Genomic DNA, 18,442 nt, shown 5'->3' on the forward strand with positions numbered 1-18,442 from the left:
CACTGATGCAGACCGCTCCGCTGGATTTCCGCCTGGCCACCCGTGCCGACGAGGAACTGCTGATCGCGCTGATGCGCGATTTCTACGCCGAAGACAAGATCGAATTCGACGATGCGCGCGTGCGCCGTGGTGTCGATGCGCTGCTGGCCGATCCGCGCAACGGGGAAGTGCTGCTGTGGCTGGACGAGGCCGCGGCCGTCGTTGGCTATGCGGTGATCGCGATGGGCTTCAGCCTGGAGCAGGGCGGCCATTTCATGCTGCTCGACGAGCTCTACCTCAGCCACCGCGCGCGTGGCCGTGGCCGTGGCAAGCGGGCGCTGGCCATCTGCGAACAACGCGCGCGCGGGCGCGGTGTCAGCCGGCTGCGGCTGGAGGTCAACCATCACAACGAACTGGCGCGCCGCCTGTACCTGGCCAGTGGCTACATCGATGACACGCGCGATCTGCTGACCCTGCCGCTGGACCATCCGCGCCCGGAGGGCATCCTGTGAGCGAGGCACTGCTGCGCAGCCTGCAACAGCGTGCCAGCCTCAATGCGCTGGTGCGACGCTTCTTTGCCGAGCGTGGCGTGCTGGAAGTGGAAACGCCGATCCTTTCCGTGGCCGGCAACACCGAGCCGAACATCGACAGCTTCCACACCGATTTCAGCGGCCACGTCGATGCGGGCGGACGCCGCCGCTGGCTGCGCACCTCGCCGGAGTTCCCGCTCAAGCGCCTGCTCGCTGCCGGCGTGGGCGACTGCTATGAGCTGGGCCGGGTGTTCCGCAATGGCGAAGCCGGTGGCCGCCACAATCCCGAGTTCACCATGCTGGAGTGGTATCGGGTTGGCTGGGACCACCATCGGTTGCTGCAGGAAACCGCCGAACTGGTGGGGCAGGCGTTGGCGCTGGTTGGCCGCAGCGCGACGCTGCGCGTGCTGAGCTATCGCGAACTGTTCCAGCAACAGGCCGGCGTGGACCCGTTTGATGCCGATGAGGGCCAACTGCGCGCCGCGCTGGGCGAGGTGCACATCGATCCGGTAGGCCTGACCCGCGATGATTGGCTGGATCTGTTGATGACCCACCGTATCCAACCGCACTTCGATGACACGGTCATGACCGTGGTCCACGACTGGCCCGCCAGCCAGGCGGCACTGGCGCGCATCCGCCCCGGCACACCGCCGCTGGCCGAGCGTTTCGAGCTGTACCTGGGCGCGGTGGAACTGGCCAATGGCTATAACGAACTGAACGATGCGGCTGAACAGCGCGCGCGTTTCCAGCATGACCTGCAGCGTCGCCATGCACGGGGGCAGGTACAGCCCGCGCTGGATGAAGCGTTGTTGCATGCACTGCCTGCAATGCCCGCCTGTGCCGGTGTTGCCGTTGGCGTTGATCGCCTGCTGATGGCGATGCACCGCACACCGCGCATCGCCGACGTGCTTGCATTCGATTTCGCCCACGCATGAGCCGATTTCCCCTGGACCTGGCAGGCTGAACGAAAACACGCGTCTGCGCGCTTGATTCAGCAAGTACGATGATGCTCTTATCACAGCCGATACCGCACACTTGCGTCGTGGTTCATCCATTCATGGGGAAGGCTTTGGTCAAGTGGTTTGCGGTCGTAGCGGCACCGATGTACTCCGTGGCGATATGGGGTGCCCTGCTTCCGTCGACCGCATCGGCGCAGTCGCTTGGCTATGACAGCGAAGTGGTGACCTGCGAATCCCGCGACATGGGTTGGGTGCATTGCGACATCGATGTCAGCAACGGCGTTGACCTGATCCGCCAGTTGTCCAGCAACAGCTGCATCCGTGGCAGCGAGTGGGGCACCGACCGCAGTGGCGTGTGGGTGACCTTGGGCTGCCGCGCCGAGTTCCGCGCGCGCGGTGCAGAGACTGATGCCGTGCCCTCGGCCGAGGGCCGCAAGCGACTGGTGCGGCGGGTAGTGCGCTGTGAGTCCAATGGCCGCCCGCAGAGCTGCCCGGTACGCCTGGACGGTGCGCCGGTACGGTTGCTGCGGCAGCTGTCGGTGCTGCCGTGCCGGGAAGGGCAGGGCTGGGGCTACAAGCGCAATGAGGTGTGGACCACCCGGGGGTGCCAGGGTGATTTCGAGGTGGCCGACGAGCAGGGCCGTTTCGTCGACATGCCGCGCCGGCTGACCTGCGAATCCAAGTCCAAAAAGCGCCGCTTCTGTGGCGCCAGCATCTCCACCAGCGCCACCCTGTCCAACCAGCTTTCCAGCACCCCGTGCGAGGAAGGCAGCACCTGGGGCTGGAACCGCAACGGCATCTGGGTCGACGGCGGCTGCCGCGCAGAATTCTCGGTGAACTGACCCCGGACGGGGTCCATCCGTGCGTGGCGTGGCCCTACAATGGGGCCATGAATACCGCCACCGACCTCGACTACGCCCGTTACGACCACATCCGCCCGATCCTGTGGACCGGCGATGCCCTGCAACTGCTCGACCAGCGCAAGCTGCCGTTCGTGGTCGAGCATGTGGCCTGCCATGACAGCGATGAGGTGGCTGCGGCCATCCACGCCCTGACCGTGCGCGGTGCGCCGGCCATCGGAATCGCTGCCGCCTGGGGTGTGGTGCTGGCCGCACGTGATGTGCAGGCGGCCGATGGCGCGCATGCCCTGCAGCAGCTGGAACCGGCGCTGCAGCGGTTGAATGCCTCTCGCCCGACCGCGGTGAACCTGGCCTGGGCGCTGGCACGCATGCGACGTTGCCTGAGCGCTGCCGGTGCCGACTGGAAGGCGCTGCTGGAGGCTGAAGCGCAAGCGATCGCCGAAGAAGACCTGGCCGCGAACCGCCACATGGGCGCACTCGGTGCCGGCCTGATCGAGGCCGGCAGCGGCGTGTTGACCCATTGCAATACCGGCTCGCTGGCCACCGCCGGCTTCGGTACGGCGCTGGGCGTGATCCGCGCCGGCATGGCCCAGGACCGCATCGCCCGTGTGTTTGCAGGTGAGACCCGGCCGTGGTTGCAGGGTGCGCGCCTGACTGTATGGGAGCTGCAGCAGGACGGCATCGACGCGACGCTGATCGCCGACTCGGCCGCCTCGCACCTGATGAAGACCGGTGCGGTGCAGTGGGTGATCGTAGGCGCTGACCGCATCTGCGCCAATGGCGATACGGCCAACAAGATCGGCACCTACCAGCTGGCCATCGCGGCCCGCCACCACGGGGTGAAGTTCATGGTCGTGGCGCCGTCCTCGACGGTGGACATGGATACCGTGGACGGCAGCCAGATCGAGATCGAGCAGCGCGACCCGGGCGAACTGTACGGCGTGGGCGGCACCCGCACCGTGGCCGAGGGCATCGCCGCCTGGAACCCGGTGTTCGATGTCACCCCGGGCGAGCTGATCGATGCCATTGTGACCGAGCGGGGGGTGATCCTGAACCCGACCGCGGAGAACATGCGTACCGCCTTCGGCGGTTGACGCGGGCAGGGGCGGGTGCCTTTCCGCTGGAAAGGGCTCCGACCCCGGCGTCCAGTAGTGCCGGCCGTTGGCCGGCAGCCCCCTAAGTTCCTGATTTGTGCCGGTAAAATCACCGTAAAGGCAGGCGGAAAACGGCCCCGTGTGGTAGAATCCAGCGGTTGAATCGAGGTTCCGGCACGACCACCCCCGGGTGGATGCGCCGGACTGGACCGCTACCAGACAACGGAACCCGAATGGCAGAAACCGCCAAGGAAATCATCCAGGTCAACCTGGAAGACGAGATGCGCAAGAGCTACCTCGATTACGCCATGAGCGTGATCGTGGGGCGCGCGCTGCCAGATGCGCGCGATGGCCTCAAGCCGGTGCATCGTCGTGTGCTGTTTGCGATGAATGAACTCAACGCGCACAGCAACAAGCCCTACTTCAAGTCGGCACGTATCGTCGGTGACGTCATCGGTAAGTACCACCCGCATGGCGACCAGTCGGTGTACGACACGCTGGTGCGATTGGCACAGCCGTTCTCGCTGCGCTACATGCTGGTCGATGGCCAGGGTAACTTCGGTTCGGTCGACGGCGACTCCGCCGCGGCGATGCGATACACCGAGGCGCGCATGTCGCGGCTCGCGCATGAGCTGATGGCGGACATCGACAAGGAAACCGTCGATTTCCAGCCCAACTACGACGAAAAGGAACTGGAGCCGACGGTCATGCCGACCCGGTTCCCGAACCTGCTGGTCAATGGTTCGGCCGGTATCGCGGTGGGCATGGCGACCAACATTCCGCCGCACAACCTCACCGAATCGATCAATGCCTGCATCGCGCTGATCGACAATCCGGAAATCGATATCGACGGCCTGATGGAGTTCATCCCGGGCCCGGATTTCCCGACTGCGGGCATCATCAACGGCACCGCCGGCATCATCGCCGGTTACCGCACCGGCCGTGGCCGCGTGCGCATCCGTGCCAAGGCGGATGTCGAAGTGGCCGACAACGGCCGCGAATCGATCATCGTCACTGAAATTCCTTACCAGGTGAACAAGGCGCGTCTGATCGAGAAGATCGCCGAGCTGGTCAAGGAAAAGAAGATCGAAGGCATCAGCGAGCTGCGCGATGAGTCCGACAAGGACGGCATGCGCATCTACATCGAAATCAAGCGCGGCGAGTCGGCCGAGGTTGTGCTCAACAACCTCTACCAGCAGACCCAGATGGAGTCGGTGTTCGGCATCAACATGGTGGCGCTGGTCGACGGCCGCCCGCAGTTGATGAACCTCAAGCAGATGCTGGAGGCCTTCGTCCGCCACCGTCGCGAAGTGGTTACCCGCCGCACCGTGTTCGAGCTGCGCAAGGCGCGCGCCCGTGCCCACGTGCTGGAAGGCCTGACCGTTGCGCTGGCCAACATCGACGAGATGATCGAACTGATCAAGACCTCGCCGAACCCCACCGAGGCACGCGAGCGCATGCTTGCGCGCCTGTGGGAACCGGGCCTGGTCGGTTCGATGCTCGGCGCCGCCGGTGCCGAAGCCTCGCGTCCCGATGACCTGCCCAAGGGCGTGGGCCTGATCGAAGGCGGCTACCAGCTGACCGAGATCCAGGCGACGCAGATCCTGGAAATGCGCCTGCACCGCCTGACCGGGCTGGAGCAGGACCGCCTGACCGAGGAATACAAGCAGCTGCTGGAAGTGATCGCCGGGCTCATCCATATCCTAGAAGATCCCGATCGCCTGCTGCAGGTGATCCGCGAAGAGCTGATCAACGTGCGGGCCGAGTTCGGTGACGAGCGCCGTACCGAGATCCGCCACAGCGAAGAAGACCTGGACATCCTCGACCTGATCGCCCCGGAAGACGTGGTGGTCACCCTGTCGCATGCCGGTTACGTGAAGCGCCAGCCGGTCAGCGCCTATCGCGCCCAGCGTCGAGGCGGCCGCGGCCGCAGCGCAGCGTCGACCAAGGAAGAGGATTTCATCGAGCAGCTGTGGCTGGTCAACACGCACGACACGCTGCTGACCTTCACCAGTTCGGGCAAGGTGTTCTGGCTGCCGGTGTACCAGCTGCCTGAAGCCGGTTCCAATGCCCGCGGTCGTCCGATCATCAACTGGATCCCGCTGGAGCCGGGCGAACGCGTGCAGGCCGTGCTGCCGGTGCGCGAGTACGCCGATGGCCAGTTCGTGTTCTTCGCCACCAAGAACGGTACGGTCAAGAAGACCCCGCTGGGCGAGTTCGCCTTCCGTCTGGCCCGCGGCAAGATCGCGATCAACCTCGACGAGGGCGATGCCCTGGTCGGCGTCGGCCTGACCGATGGCGAGCGCGACATCCTGCTGTTCGCCTCCAACGGCAAGACCGTGCGCTTCGGTGAAGACAAGGTCCGCTCGATGGGTCGTACCGCTACCGGCGTGCGCGGCATCAGGATGCCGGCCGGCGAGGAAGTGGTCAGCCTGATCGTGGCCGAGAGTGCTGGCGGCATCGAGGACGAGAACGAGGACGACAACGGTGTCGAGGAGGCCGTCGCCAATGGCGATGCGCTGATCGAAGGTGCCGACGACGCCAACCTGCGTTACATCCTCACCGCCACCGAAAACGGCTACGGCAAGCGCACCCCGCTGCCGGACTACCCGCGCAAGGGTCGTGGCACGCAGGGCGTCATCGGCATCCAGACCACCGAGCGCAATGGCAAGCTGGTTGCCGCGGTGCTGATGGGTACCGACGATGAAGTCCTGCTGATCTCCGACGGCGGCACCCTGGTGCGTACCCGTGGCTCGGAAATCAGCCGCGTCGGCCGCAACACCCAGGGCGTGACCCTGATCCGCCTGTCCAAGGACGAGAAGCTGCAGGCGGTGGAGCGCATGGATGCCTCGATCGACGAGGACGAGGACGAGGTGGCCGCCGCCGCCCCGGCCGCGACCGACGGCGCACCGGCTGCTGCCAGCAGCGAGGACGCCGCGCAGGAGTGATCCTGCCGCGATGCTGAGGTACCCGACGACGCCGGCCTTGTGCCGGCGTCGTCGTGCCTGCAGTCGAAAATACGCACGCACTTCACGGTGACGGTGGCATAAGGGCGCATGCTGCCCCCGGAGATCGACGATGTCCGCCACGCCGCAGTCTGCTTCCGCGCCTCCGCCCCGCCATCCTCTGGTTACCGTGCTGGCCCTGTTGCTGATCGTGCTCGGCCTGGTCATCGGCGGCCTTGGTGCGTGGCTGCTCAGCCTCGGTGGCTCCTGGTACTACGCCATCGCCGGCTTGGGCCTGCTGGTCTGCGGCATCCTGTTGTGGGGCAATCGGCGTAGCGGTGCACTGCTGTACGCACTGGTGTTCATCGGCAGCCTGCTGTGGACCTGGTGGGAGTCGGGCAGCGATTACTGGCGCTGGGTACCACGGCTGGGCCTGGTGACCGCCCTCGGCATCGTCCTGGCATTGCTGGCGCCGACCCTGCAGGCGCCGGTGCCCAGGCGGCTGTCGCGCAGCGTGGCCGCTGTACTGATGCTGGTCTTCGTGGCCGCCTTCGGCCTCGCGTTCACCCCGCATGGCGTGGTCGACGGGCATCAGCCGTTCCCCGAGCCGGCGGTCAGCGCCGGGCTTGATCCCACCCGTGACACCACCGGCCTGCAGCCTGCCGACCAGCCGGCCGAGGGGGACTGGCCGGCATGGGGGCGCAGCAATGCCGCCACCCGTTATTCGCCGCTGCAGCAGGTCACCCCGGAAAACGTGGGAACCCTGCAACTGGCGTGGCAGTTCCGCACGGGCGACCTGCCGAAGAAGCGCTGGGGTGCGGAAACCACGCCACTGAAGATCGGTGATCGGTTGTACCTGTGCACCGCACGCAATCAGTTGATCGCCCTCGATGCCGGCAGCGGCAAGGAGCTATGGCGTTTCGACCCGAAGGTGAAAGATGCGTCGATCCCGTACACGGCCGCCTGCCGTGGCGTGTCCTATTACGAGCTGCCCAGCGCGCCGACCCTCGCCGATGCCGCACTCGCTGATGTGGCTGCCGATCTCGCGCTGCCCGCACCGCCGCCGACCCGCACCCACCGGAGCGCGGCGCCAGGGAGCCGCTCAGCCTGCAGCGCACGCATCATCGAAGGCACGCTGGACGGTCGCCTGATCGCGGTGGACGCCGACAGCGGTCGCCCCTGCGCGAATTTCGGCAACAACGGCCAGGTCGACATCACCCTGGGCATGGGCGAGGTGCCGCCGGGTTACGTATCGATCACCTCGCCGCCGGCGATCGTCCGCGGTGTCATCGTCACCGGCCACCAGGTACTGGACGGCCAGCGCCGCGACGCGCCCTCCGGCGTCATCCAGGCCTACGACGCGATCAGCGGCAAGCTGCGCTGGGCGTGGGACATGGACCACCCCGAGCGCAGCGGCCTGCCACCGCGCGAGCAGACCTACACACGTGGCACACCGAACATGTGGACCACCGCTACCGGCGATGAAGCACTGGGCCTGGTGTACCTGCCGATGGGCAATTCCGCAGGCGACTACTGGAGTGGCTCGCGCACCGAAAACCAGAACAGGTACGCGACCTCGCTGGTCGCCATCGATGTGGCTACCGGCAAGCCGGTCTGGCATTTCCAGGCCGTGCGCAAGGACGTCTGGGACTACGACCTGGGTTCGCAGGCCAGCCTGATCGACTACCCGACGGCATCGGGAAAGGTGCCGGCGATCCTGCTGCCCACCAAGCAGGGCGACATGTACATCCTCGACCGTCGCAACGGCCAGCTGCTCACCCCGGCCGAGGAGCGCAAGGTGCCACAGGGCGGCGTGGAGCCCGAGCAGCGCGCCGCCACCCAGCTGTTCTCGCTGTACCACACGCTGCGGCGCGACGACGCGCTGACCGAGCGCGACATGTGGGGCATCACCCCCATCGACCAGCTGGTCTGCCGAATCCAGTTCCGCAAGGCACATTACGAAGGGTTCTACACACCGCCCAGCAGCGATCACCACTCCATCGAATACCCCGGCTACAACGGTGGCTCGGACTGGGGCAGCGTGGCCATCGATACGCGGCGTGGCGTGATCGTGGCCAACTACAACGACATGCCCAACTACAACCGGCTGGTGCCGCGCGCCGAAGCCGACCGCAAGGGCTGGCTGCCGCGCGAGCAGATGCGCGCCGACAAGGGCGGTGCCGAAGGCGCAGGGGATCCGCAGGTCGGCACGCCCTATGGCATCGACGTCAACGCCGGTTGGCGGCTGCCGTTCACTGGCCTGCTGTGCAAGCAGCCGCCCTATGGCGGTATCCGTGCGATCGACCTGCGCAGCGGCAAGCTGCTGTGGGACCGGCCGTTCGGCAGCGCGCGTGGCAACGGCCCCTTCGGCATCCGCTCCGGCCTGCCCATTGAAATCGGCACGCCGAACAATGGCGGTTCGGTGGTGACCGCCAGCGGCCTGATCTTCATCGCCGCAGCGACCGACGACCTGCTGCGTGCCATCGACCTGAAGACCGGCAAGGAGCTGTGGCACACCAAGCTGCCAGCCGGTGGCCAGGCCAACCCGATGGTGTACGAGCAGGGCGGGCGGCAATACGTGGTCATCATGGCTGGCGGGCACCATTTCATGGAGACGCCGGCCGGGGATTACGTGATGGCGTATGCGTTGCCGGAATAGCCCAAGGGTGTGAGTGCGGCTGCAGTGCATGGACTCTGTGCGATTGTCCTCTAGGATGGCGCTACGTTCTGCCTGCGAAGGATTCGCCATGTCCGTGTACCGTCAACGCTTCTGTGCCTTGCTGTTGGCTTTCGCCTTGCTGCCGGCATTGTCATCCAGTGTTGGTGCGGCCGAAGTACCTGCCGGATCGAGCGGTCCGCGCGCACAGGATGCCGTGGATGAATGGTTGGCTGCCTTCAATGCGGGCAGCCTCGATGGATTGCAGGCGTTCGCCGACAGGTACGCAAAGAAGGCGGGCAGCGGCCCGCAGGATTACCTGGAGTTCCGTGCGTCAAGTGGGCCGATGAAGGTGCTCGACGTCCGCTCGAGCACGCCGGAGAAGGTCGAAGTGCTGGTGCTGGGCGAGAGCAGTGAACGGGCGATGCTGTTGACTGCGGAAATGGACCCTGCCGCTCCACGCCACGTGAAGCTGTTCCAGTTGGAGGGTGTGCCGACGCCGCAACAGTTCCAGCCCGCACGAATGGAGCTGCCGGCACTTCTGGGCGAAATCACGGCACGGCTCAACGCGCTGCAGGCGGCCGACGCACTCTCTGGCGCCGTGCTGGTCGCGCACGATGGCAAGGTGCTGATGCAGTGGCAGGGAGGGCTCGCCAACCGTGAGCAGCGCGTGCCCGTCGATGCGCAGACGCAGTTCCGCCTTGCCTCTTCCAACAAGATGTTCACCGCAGTGGCGATCCTGCAACTGGCTGAGGCCGGCCGTCTTACCCTGGATGACACCATCGGCAAGCGCCTGGCGGACTATCCCAACGAAGGGGTGGCAGGTACGGTCACGATCCGGCAACTGCTCAACCATACCAGTGGGCTCGGTGATTTCTTCGGTGATGATTTCGAGCACTACGCGGCGTCACTGAGAACGCACGACGATTATGTGCAACGCTTCGCCAAGGATCCCCCGCAGTTTGCCGCAGGCAGCCAGGATGGCTATTCCAACTACGGGTTCATTGTGCTCGGTAGGATCATCGAGGCGGTGTCCGGGCAGACGTACTACCACTATGTCAACGACCATATTCTCCGCGCAGCGGGCATGACGGCAACCGGCTTTGAGCCGGAATTGGTGGACGTTCCACATCGTGCACCCGGCTATACCCGGGCGAAAGGACAGTGGCTCAGCGAAACCAGATCCCTGCCATGGCGCGGGACTGCGGCCGGTGGCGGTTACAGCACCGTGGGTGACATGTTGAAGTTCGCCGAGGCCCTGCGTGCCGGCACCCTGGTTTCGCCGGCGTGGCTACAGCAGGCCACGCGTCCGCAGAACAACAAGGGCTGGTACGGCTACGGGTTCATGGTGCAGGGAGAGGGCAGGCAGCGCCAGTTCGGCCATGAGGGCGGGGCACCCGGCTCGAACAGCGCCATTGTGGTGATGCCTGAGCAGGGATATGTACTGATCGGCCTGGCCAACGTCGATCCGGATGCAATGGGCAATGTGATCAACTACATCGCCCGCCGCGTGCCCCTGTGATGCACGGCGCCGGCAGCAACGACCGACAGCAGAGCGGCAAGAGGGGCCTGATTGGACTGCAATGGTCATCGCTGTGCATGGCTTTCCTTCTTGCCGGCACGGCACAGGCACAGCGTCCCGACGCCGCGCTTGCAGAATGGGAACTGCACGGCCGCTCCGAAGGCCTGGCCCGCCCCGACACCGTCTGCCAGGATTTCCTGCAGGCGATGGGACGAAAACCAGCCGAGCTGGAATACGTAGGCTGCACGCAGGACGACGATTCCTACATCCAGCCGATGGAAGCGCGGTATCGCGTCAGCGGTGCCTCGGCGGCGAAGATCGAAGCCTATCTGCAGCAGACCTTTGGCATGCCGTCATTGACATATGTATGTTGTGGCTGGAGCAGCGGCGCGCCTTATTTCTGGCATGAGCAGCCGGGCAGCGTGAAGTACCAGATCGGCATGGGCGTGGAATCGCTGCACCATCCGCGCACGCAGTGGAGCGCGATTCCCTACTTCACGGTAACCGTTGCGGTGAACCGCAAAGGCCCTTGATGGCGTACGCTTGAAACCAACCACTGGCGTACAAGGAATGACAACCATGCCCCCGATGCTGCTCCGTTTTGCTGCCATCACGCTTGCCCTGGCACTGAGCCAGGCCGCCGCCGCCGCATCTCCCGAGCCGCTGCAGCTGCCGCAGGCCGAAGCGTTGACGTACTGGAAGCCGGCGGAGGGAACCTTCCGCCCACAACTCAATGTCGACCCCGGCCGTGTGCCGTTCGCGGAGGAGGTGACCGTGGCCTATTCGGTCAACAAGCGCGGCCGGACGTATGACGTAAAGGTGGTGGAGGCCAAGCCGTCGACGGCCTTCAGTGGCTGGGCGTTGAATGCGGTCAAGGCGATGCGCTTCACGGCAACGGACAGCAACACCGAGCGCACGCCGATCCGCAGCGAAATGACTGCACGCTGGGGCGGTGGCAAGTAGTGCGCTAGGCAGGTACCCGAACCATCTTTGCCATCAGGTGTTCGACCACGCCCGCCGGGTCCGCCGTGCGGCCTACGTGTGTGCTGGACATCTGCACCACCGAGCTGCGCTTGGCGGTCAGGAAATGGAAGCGCGCGCGCGCAGGCAGCTGCGCGATCGGGCCGGCGCCGGCATCGCCCCGGCAGATCGCCACGATGGCATCCAGCCACGGCTGCAGCGCTTCAATATCCAGCGCCGGCGCGAAGGCGTGCAGGCGCGCGGCATCGATCTCGATTGCCGCTTCCAGGTGCCGTGCGCCCGGGCAGGACACGATCACACCGACGTTGATGAACTCCTCGCGTTCCACCCGCGGTACCACGCGGATGACGGCATAGTCATACGTGTGCAGCGTGGGCACGGATGGCCTCCTGCACGAACACCGCACGCACCTTCAGGCGATGCTTCAGGTAGTTGATGTAGCCCTGCCGGTAAGCCTGCGGGCTGTCGAAGGCCGGCTCATCAACCAGCCAGCTGTCCGGCACCAGGCCGACGATGCGCTCGATTTCCGCATCCGGCAGGCGCGCGGCCAGCTCGGCATCCACCTCGGCGATGCGGCTGGCGAATGACAGCAGCACGTGGTCACGGATCAGTACGAACGGCTTCTCGCAGGCATCGCCGGCGTTGGCCCAGTCGTGATGGAAGTACATCGCCGCACCGTGGTCGATCAGGTACAGCTTGCGGTGCCAGACCATCAGGTTCGGATTGCGCGTGGTGCGATCGACGTTGCTGGTGAATGCATCAAACCAGACGATGCGCGAGGCCAGGTCGGCGTCCACCGGCATCGCCGCCGGATCGTAGTTGATCGCGCCAGGCAGGTAATCCAGGCCCAGGTTCAGGCCTTCGCTGGCGCGGATCAGGTCCTGGATCTCCGGGTCCGGCTCAGTGCGGGCGAACTCGCTGTCCAGCTCGACGAACAGGATCTCCGGAATCGGCAGGCCCACCGCGCGTGCCATCTCGCCTGCAATCAGCTCGGCGATCAGCGCCTTGGGCCCCTGGCCAGCGCCACGGAACTTGAGCACCGCCATACCGTCGTCGTCGGTCTCGACCACGGCGGGCAGCGAGCCACCTTCCCGCAAGGGGGTGATGTAGCGAAGGGCATGGACGGTACGCATGGGTGCATTCTAGCGTGGCACATGCATTGGGTGCGCCGGGCGATGCCCGGCGCCGTCCCTGACCTCAGTGCGACAACGCGCTGCGCTGCTGTTCCTGCACCTGCTGGCGCGTCTGTTCCTGCGAGGCGTGGTCGGCCTGGCGCTGGTTGACGATAGCGAGGCTGTCCAGGCTTTCCTGCACCGGCCGCTGTGCGGCTTCAGCCGTGGCTGCCGATGCACGCAGCGACGCAGGATCATCCAGCGCGCCCTTCACCACGAACACGTTCTGCGCCGCAGCGACATCGCCTGCCTGCCGGCTGAGCACCACATGATCCACGCGGTCCAGGCCGTTCTCGCGGGCCAGTACCAGCAGGCTTGCGCTCAGTCGTTCACTGGAGGCGTCGAAGCTGCGGCCGTTGGCGGCATCCAGCTCTGCCACCTTGCCGCGGATCTGATCGTGCAGGGCACGGTCGTTGCCACCCGCCAACGGCGCAGCCTGCGCTTCGGTCGGCACGGGTGTGGTTGCCTGTGCAGTGATGGGCACGTGGGCGTAGGTGCCCTCGGTGTGGTCGAAATAATGCAGCGTGGACGGCGAGGTGCTGGTGTCGAAGTAGGGCTGCCGTGGTGGCGTGCCTTTACCCAGAGAGAGGCCGTTCTGTTCCAGCAGGCTTTCCTGCAGGCCGAGCTGTGCCATGTTCACCGACATCCGGCTGATGCCATCGGGTGCGGGGTTCTTGGCTTCTTCCTTGCAGGCGCGGCCGATGGCATCGGTGGCGTAGTAGTTCTGGTAATCCGAATTGCCGTTGGGACCCAGCCGCGACGAGACACCTTCGTCGTAGTAGTGCTTGCCCATGCCCTCGATGTTGGCGGCAGTGGCGGTCATGCTCAGGTCTGCATTGAGCGTCAGGTCCGGATGCGCGGCATAGGTCATCGGCGGGCCGGGCTGCACGCGCACGAACTCCTCTGCACGGGTACTTGCTTTGTAGAGATCTTCCAGCGTGGCGTCCGGTTTGGCGTTCTTGACCATGCCGACCAGCGCATTCCAGCCCTCGATGTTCGCCGATGCCTCGTCGCGCCGGTTGGCTGCGAGCAGGGTGCCGATGGCCTGGGTGTAGTCGTGGGTCGAATCGCGTGCGGCAATGTCTGCAATATCGGAATCAAACTGCTTATAGGCCCGTTCGGTCGCTGCATCATTGAACCCATGCTGCAGCTCATGGCCCAGTACGAAGGTCAGCTCTGCCGCGTCGTGCCTGTCCCCCGCTGGTGTGGACAGACTGGATGCCGGCAGGCTGATCGTCTTTGCGCCGCCGTCGTACTCGCCGCCCACACTGCTGTCGGCAGGCAGCAGCTCAAAGCGCTGCAGATGACCGGCAGCGATGGCCGAGTCGACCTGGGTTGCCAGCGCCGGAGAGTTGGCGATGGCCTTGCGAAGATTGTCGACCTGATCGGTCGTTACATCGGGTTTTCCTGCAAATTCGGTCAGCAGGCGTTCCGTATCCGCTGAAAGCGTAGGCATGGTGCGCTGCTCCTTACTGCACGGTGACAAGGCGGACGCAGGCATGCGCCGGCTCGCCAGACGGGGTCGGATTCTCAGCCATCGTGTCGACCTTGATGCTCAGGTTCGGGCGATCGAAACGGTCATGGATGACGCGGCCGTGCTCGCCGCGGATGGTTTCACGCTTGAAGCCCGCAGCCTGCAGACCCGAGGCGAACTGATCGAAGTCGACCTGGCAGATCGCCGATGCGTTGGCTTTGCGCTCGGCGGTGGTGTCGATGAAATTGAGATCGAGACGCGTATCGGCAGCGCCAGCCGTCTTGATTTCCAGGCCGTAGCTCCATTCCGGCGTCAGCGTGCCGCCGTAGCCGAAATGACCCGGGCCGAAACTCTGCGCGGGCGCCTGCATGGCCTGCGATACCCGTTTAAGGGTCAGTTCACGGGTGGAGGTGGTGTCCTTGATCAGATCCAGCAGGCGCAACAGGAGTTGATCTGCGGTGAGCGCAGACGGCGTTGCGGCGTCGGAGGCAGTCGATGCCATGGTAGCGGGTCCTTGAGAGGTCGACGAATGGTCAGTCGCGTGTGCGCAGGCGCAGAGCGAGGCCGCACTTAGGACGATTGCCCACGGCCGTGTGAATGCGTACCCAAGCATAAGCGTTCCCTGCATGTTGAGCGCTGACCCTAAAGTGGGCCAGGTGAATCACAGGTTAAATGGGATTGACGATTGCTGGCACCGGGGCCGGGCGCTTCGGACCTCAGGTGTTTGCTGCAAGCGAAGTTGCCAGCGCCGGGCTCTCCCTGACGGCGCGCAGTCGGCTCTGGATGCCATGGAATTTTCTTCACTTCCTCGTTCCGTGAGAGGTGGCAGCATCCAGCCGTGAGTCGATCAAGCACTGGCGTGGCCTTGAATTGCAGGCCTCCCTGCCGCTTTCCCGCGACCGACACCCGCCAGCTTGTTTCCGGCACGTTTGCGCAGCGTTGAACGTGGTCCTGCGAGGCCACTCCCCTCGGCAAGGAGGCCCGCGATGCACAGTCCTGTTCACGCGTATACCTACCGCATCAGCAACCAGCCTATCGCGCAGGCAGCGTGCGCTGGTGTTGGCAGACATGCTGAAGACGTTGCTGCGGTTCATGCAGCCTCAGACAGAATTCTTCCGTGAGTTGAGCACCGATGGTTGGCTCTGCATCCCGCAATGCGCAGAGCCACTACATGCATGCGAGTCGCCCCATGGCGCTGCTTCGTTCGCAGCACTGGGCGCGCATCTCGTCCACGATGTCCACGCAGGCTTCCGAGGTGCACGATGAGCAACGAATCGAGAGGAGCCCTGCCGCCCCTGGATCTGGATGATGCCAAGGCCGCGCAGATGATTGGCAAGCTGGTGCTGGTGGGCGTTACCCGTTTTGGTGGCGATGGCCAGGTGCAGGGGCTGGAGCAGTTTGCCGGCACCGTGCTGAGGGTCAGTGCCGAAGAAGGACTGGTGCTGGCCGATGGCGATGACGGCCACGAGCGCTACCTGCCGCCCATGCTGGACCAGTATCTGCCGGCCGCGCCAGGCGAGTACCAGTTGCGGTCCAGCGGGGTGACGGTGATCGATCCCGATTATCTGTCCACCTGGGAACTGCACGCGCGGCAGTAGGCGAAGGGCATCCAGAGAGGGGCCGGTCCAGGCAGGGCCACGCTTTGCAGGATGGGGCGACTAGCCCTTCCGGCCCATTTCCCGGTGGGCAGGGGGTGTTAGATTCGGCCCATGCCCGCCGTGCGGGTACCCAACTCACACCCCAGGGGAAAAGGATGCTCATCCGTCGTACCTCTCTGGCGGCGGCCGTTGCCGTTGCCACGCTCGGCCTGTTGGCCGCCGGCCCGGCCTTCGCCGACTACGCCAAGCCGCCGGAACACCTGCTCAAGGTGCTCAAGGCGCCGCCGCCGCCGGCACCGAACATCGACCCCAGCGGCCAGCGCCTGCTGCTGACCACCGCACAGACCTATCCGTCCATCACCCGCGTCGCCCAGCCGTACCTGAAGCTGGCTGGCGTGCGCCTGGAACCGAAGAACCGCAGCCGCCACGACACCCCCGGTGGCTATGGCATTCCGGCCTGTGTGGCCGACTTCACCCTGGTCGAGATCGTCAGCGGCAAGAGCACCAAGGTGAACCTGCCGCAGGGGTGCGCAGGTGGCGCACAGTGGTCAGCCGATGGCAGCCGTTTCGCCTTCCAGAATGCCGTCGATACCAGCGTGCAGCTGTGGGTGGGCGACGCCGCCACCGGCCAGGTGAAGCAGGTGCCGAACGTGCAGTTGAACCCCATCTTCGGCAGCACGGTACAGTGGCTGGGCGGCAGCCAGAACCTGCTGGTGAAGCTGGTGCCGGCCAACCAGGGGCCGGCGCCGTCCAACGGCGGTACGCCCACCGGTCCGGACGCGCAGGAGTCGCTGGGCAGCAGTGGCGAGAGCAGCACCTATGAAGCGCGCGACACGCTGACCAGCGTGCACGACGAAAAGCTGTTCGCCTATTACGGTGCCTCGCAGCTGGCGGTGGTCGATGCCGCTGCCGGCAGCGTGCGCCCGGTTGGCCAGCCGGCGCTGTACAACGACGTCAACGCCGCGCCCGATGGCGTGCATGTGCTGACCGAAACCCTGAAGGCGCCGTTCTCGCATGCGGTGACCTACCAGCGCTTCGCCAATGATGTGGCGGTGCTGGACCTGGCCAATGGCCGCAATACGGTTCTGGCGAGCCTGCCGCTGGCCGATCGCGTGCCGGTACACGGTGTGCCGGAAGGTCCGCGGGGTTACGACTGGCGCTCCACCGATCCGGCCACCCTGGTCTATGCCGAAGCGCTGGACAAGGGCGACTGGAAGGTGAGCGTGCCGCATCGCGATCGCGTGCTGATGCTGAAGGCCCCGTTCACCGGCAAGCCGGTGGAAATCGCCCGCACTGCACAGCGCTTCGAGGGGTTTGCGTGGTCGGCCGACCCGGCCGTGTCGTTCCAGTTCGAGAACGACGAGAACCGGCACTGGATGCAGGCCCGCATCGTCGATGTGGACCAGCCGAAGAAGGAAGGTCGCCTGCTGTGGGACATGTCCAGCGATGAGCTGTACGGCAACCCGGGCAACCTGGTGTTCAAGCGCCTGCCCAGCGGTGCGCCGGTGGTGCGCCAGGAGGGCAACACCGTGTTCCTGCGCGGGCAGGGGGCCTCGCCGCAGGGCGACCGTCCGTTCCTGGATGCGCTTGATCTTGCAACGTTGAAGAGCGAACGCCTGTTCCGCAGTGATGCCGATGCGTACGAGCAGTTCCTGGGGTTCAGCAATACACCGGGTCGCTTCCTGACCTGGCACCAGTCGGTGATGGACCCGCCGAACGCATTCGTGCGTCTGCTCGGTGAGCGCATCAACGATGCCAAGGCCGGCGAGGCACAGTTCCAGTCCAAGCCTGCTGCGTTGACCAAGCTGGTCGACCCGACCCCGGAAGTGCGGCAGATCCAGAAGCGCCTGGTGACCTACAAGCGCGCCGATGGCGTGGACCTGTCGTTCACCCTGTACACGCCGCCGGGCTACAAGGAAGGCCAGCGCGTGCCGGCGATCCTGTATGCCTACCCGGCCGACTTCGCCAATGCCGCGCAGGCCGGCCAGGTCTCCGGTTCGCAGCAGACGTTCACCCGTCTGCAGCCGTACCGCCTGATGCTGCTGGCCGGCTACGCGATCATCGACAACGCCTCGTTCCCGATCGTGGGTGACCCGAAGAACGCCTACGACACCTATCTGGAACAGCTGGAAGCCGACGCCAAGGCGGCGGTGGACAAGGCCGTGGAGCTGGGCGTGGTCGACCGCAACCGTATCGGCGTGACCGGCCACAGCCATGGTGGCCTGATGACCGCCAACCTGATCGCCCACACCAACCTGTTCAAGGCCGGCGTGGCGACCAGTGGCTCGTACAACAAGACCTTCACCCCGTTCGGCTTCCAGAACGAGCGTCGCTCGGTATGGCAGGCGCAGGATGTGTACCTGAAGGCCTCGCCGTTCTTCTACGCCGACAAGATCAAGCTGCCGCTGCTGCTGGTCCACGGCGAGGACGACGCCAACCCGGGCACCGAGCCGTTCCAGTCGCGGAAGCTGTACCAGGCGATCCGCGGCAATGGTGGTACCACCCGCCTGGTGATGCTGCCCAACGAACCGCACTGGTATACCGCGCTGGAATCGAACGAGCAGCTGGTGTCGGAAATGCTCAACTGGTTCGACACCTACGTGAAGAACGCGAAGTAATCCGGCAAGGCCGCCCTCCGGGGCGGCCTTTCTGGTTCAGGCATCCAGTCCAGG

At 65.4% G+C, this 18,442-nt stretch carries 15 protein-coding genes; 11 read left to right on the top strand and 4 right to left on the bottom strand.

Going from position 1 to position 18,442, the window contains the following annotated elements:
• Positions 1–5 precede the first annotated feature (5 nt).
• The 9 genes from AC3WTC_RS02940 to AC3WTC_RS02980 all read left to right on the top strand — a co-directional run bounded on the left by AC3WTC_RS02940 (position 6) and on the right by AC3WTC_RS02980 (position 11,508).
• Positions 6–491, top strand: coding sequence for a GNAT family N-acetyltransferase (locus tag AC3WTC_RS02940; RefSeq protein WP_025876917.1), 486 nt, complete (start codon positions 6–8; stop codon positions 489–491).
• The gene (gene epmA / locus AC3WTC_RS02945; protein ID WP_313281719.1) at positions 488–1,444 is read left to right on the top strand and encodes an EF-P lysine aminoacylase EpmA; all 957 of its coding nucleotides are present in this window, start codon (positions 488–490) and stop codon (positions 1,442–1,444) included. The genes AC3WTC_RS02940 and epmA overlap by 4 nt, the downstream gene beginning before the upstream one ends.
• Positions 1,445–1,578: 134 nt before the next feature.
• Positions 1,579–2,310, top strand: coding sequence for a DUF3011 domain-containing protein (locus AC3WTC_RS02950; RefSeq protein WP_431601842.1), 732 nt, complete (start codon positions 1,579–1,581; stop codon positions 2,308–2,310).
• Positions 2,311–2,357: 47 nt separating this feature from the next.
• Positions 2,358–3,422, top strand: coding sequence for an S-methyl-5-thioribose-1-phosphate isomerase (gene mtnA, locus AC3WTC_RS02955; RefSeq protein WP_059064602.1), 1,065 nt, complete (start codon positions 2,358–2,360; stop codon positions 3,420–3,422).
• 233 nt (positions 3,423–3,655) lie between these two features.
• Positions 3,656–6,370: a DNA gyrase subunit A gene (gene gyrA, locus AC3WTC_RS02960; RefSeq protein WP_025876925.1), complete on the top strand. Its 2,715-nt coding sequence runs from the start codon at positions 3,656–3,658 to the stop codon at positions 6,368–6,370.
• A gap of 130 nt (positions 6,371–6,500) precedes the next feature.
• Entirely contained in the window at positions 6,501–9,026 is a 2,526-nt protein-coding gene (locus tag AC3WTC_RS02965) for a membrane-bound PQQ-dependent dehydrogenase, glucose/quinate/shikimate family (protein WP_492710503.1), read from the top strand.
• Between the two features lie 88 nt (positions 9,027–9,114).
• Positions 9,115–10,545 carry a serine hydrolase domain-containing protein gene (locus tag AC3WTC_RS02970; RefSeq protein ID WP_248149140.1) on the top strand — a complete coding sequence of 477 codons (1,431 nt, stop codon included), beginning with the start codon at positions 9,115–9,117 and terminating at the stop codon, positions 10,543–10,545.
• 77 nt (positions 10,546–10,622) lie between these two features.
• Entirely contained in the window at positions 10,623–11,078 is a 456-nt protein-coding gene (locus AC3WTC_RS02975; RefSeq protein ID WP_105165028.1) for a DUF4952 domain-containing protein, read from the top strand.
• 46 nt (positions 11,079–11,124) lie between these two features.
• Positions 11,125–11,508 (top strand): energy transducer TonB, encoded by a 384-nt coding sequence (locus tag AC3WTC_RS02980; protein WP_492710505.1) that lies wholly within the window; start codon positions 11,125–11,127, stop codon positions 11,506–11,508.
• Between the two features lie 4 nt (positions 11,509–11,512).
• On the opposite strand, the gene AC3WTC_RS02985 is transcribed toward AC3WTC_RS02980, so the two are convergent.
• The 4 genes from AC3WTC_RS02985 to AC3WTC_RS03000 form a co-directional block, all read right to left on the bottom strand.
• On the bottom strand, positions 11,513–11,905 hold the full coding sequence (locus AC3WTC_RS02985; protein ID WP_025876936.1) for a DUF3037 domain-containing protein: 393 nt from the start codon (positions 11,903–11,905) through the stop codon (positions 11,513–11,515).
• Positions 11,883–12,659, bottom strand: coding sequence for a HipA family kinase (locus tag AC3WTC_RS02990; protein WP_032976287.1), 777 nt, complete (start codon positions 12,657–12,659; stop codon positions 11,883–11,885). The genes AC3WTC_RS02985 and AC3WTC_RS02990 overlap by 23 nt, the downstream gene beginning before the upstream one ends.
• Before the next feature lie 64 nt (positions 12,660–12,723).
• Positions 12,724–14,154 carry an XVIPCD domain-containing protein gene (locus AC3WTC_RS02995; protein ID WP_492710508.1) on the bottom strand — a complete coding sequence of 477 codons (1,431 nt, stop codon included), beginning with the start codon at positions 14,152–14,154 and terminating at the stop codon, positions 12,724–12,726.
• A gap of 13 nt (positions 14,155–14,167) precedes the next feature.
• A complete protein-coding gene (locus AC3WTC_RS03000; RefSeq protein ID WP_492710510.1) occupies positions 14,168–14,674 on the bottom strand; it encodes a hypothetical protein in 507 nt (168 codons plus the stop codon).
• 760 nt (positions 14,675–15,434) lie between these two features.
• Between AC3WTC_RS03000 and AC3WTC_RS03005 the strand changes: the two genes are divergently transcribed.
• The gene (locus AC3WTC_RS03005; RefSeq protein ID WP_025876944.1) at positions 15,435–15,770 is read left to right on the top strand and encodes a hypothetical protein; all 336 of its coding nucleotides are present in this window, start codon (positions 15,435–15,437) and stop codon (positions 15,768–15,770) included.
• A 155-nt stretch (positions 15,771–15,925) separates the two neighbouring features.
• The gene (locus AC3WTC_RS03010) at positions 15,926–18,388 is read left to right on the top strand and encodes a S9 family peptidase (protein ID WP_032976283.1); all 2,463 of its coding nucleotides are present in this window, start codon (positions 15,926–15,928) and stop codon (positions 18,386–18,388) included.
• Positions 18,389–18,442: the final 54 nt, after the last annotated feature.

Source organism: Stenotrophomonas sp. FW305-C-20-S1, assembly GCF_058783335.1.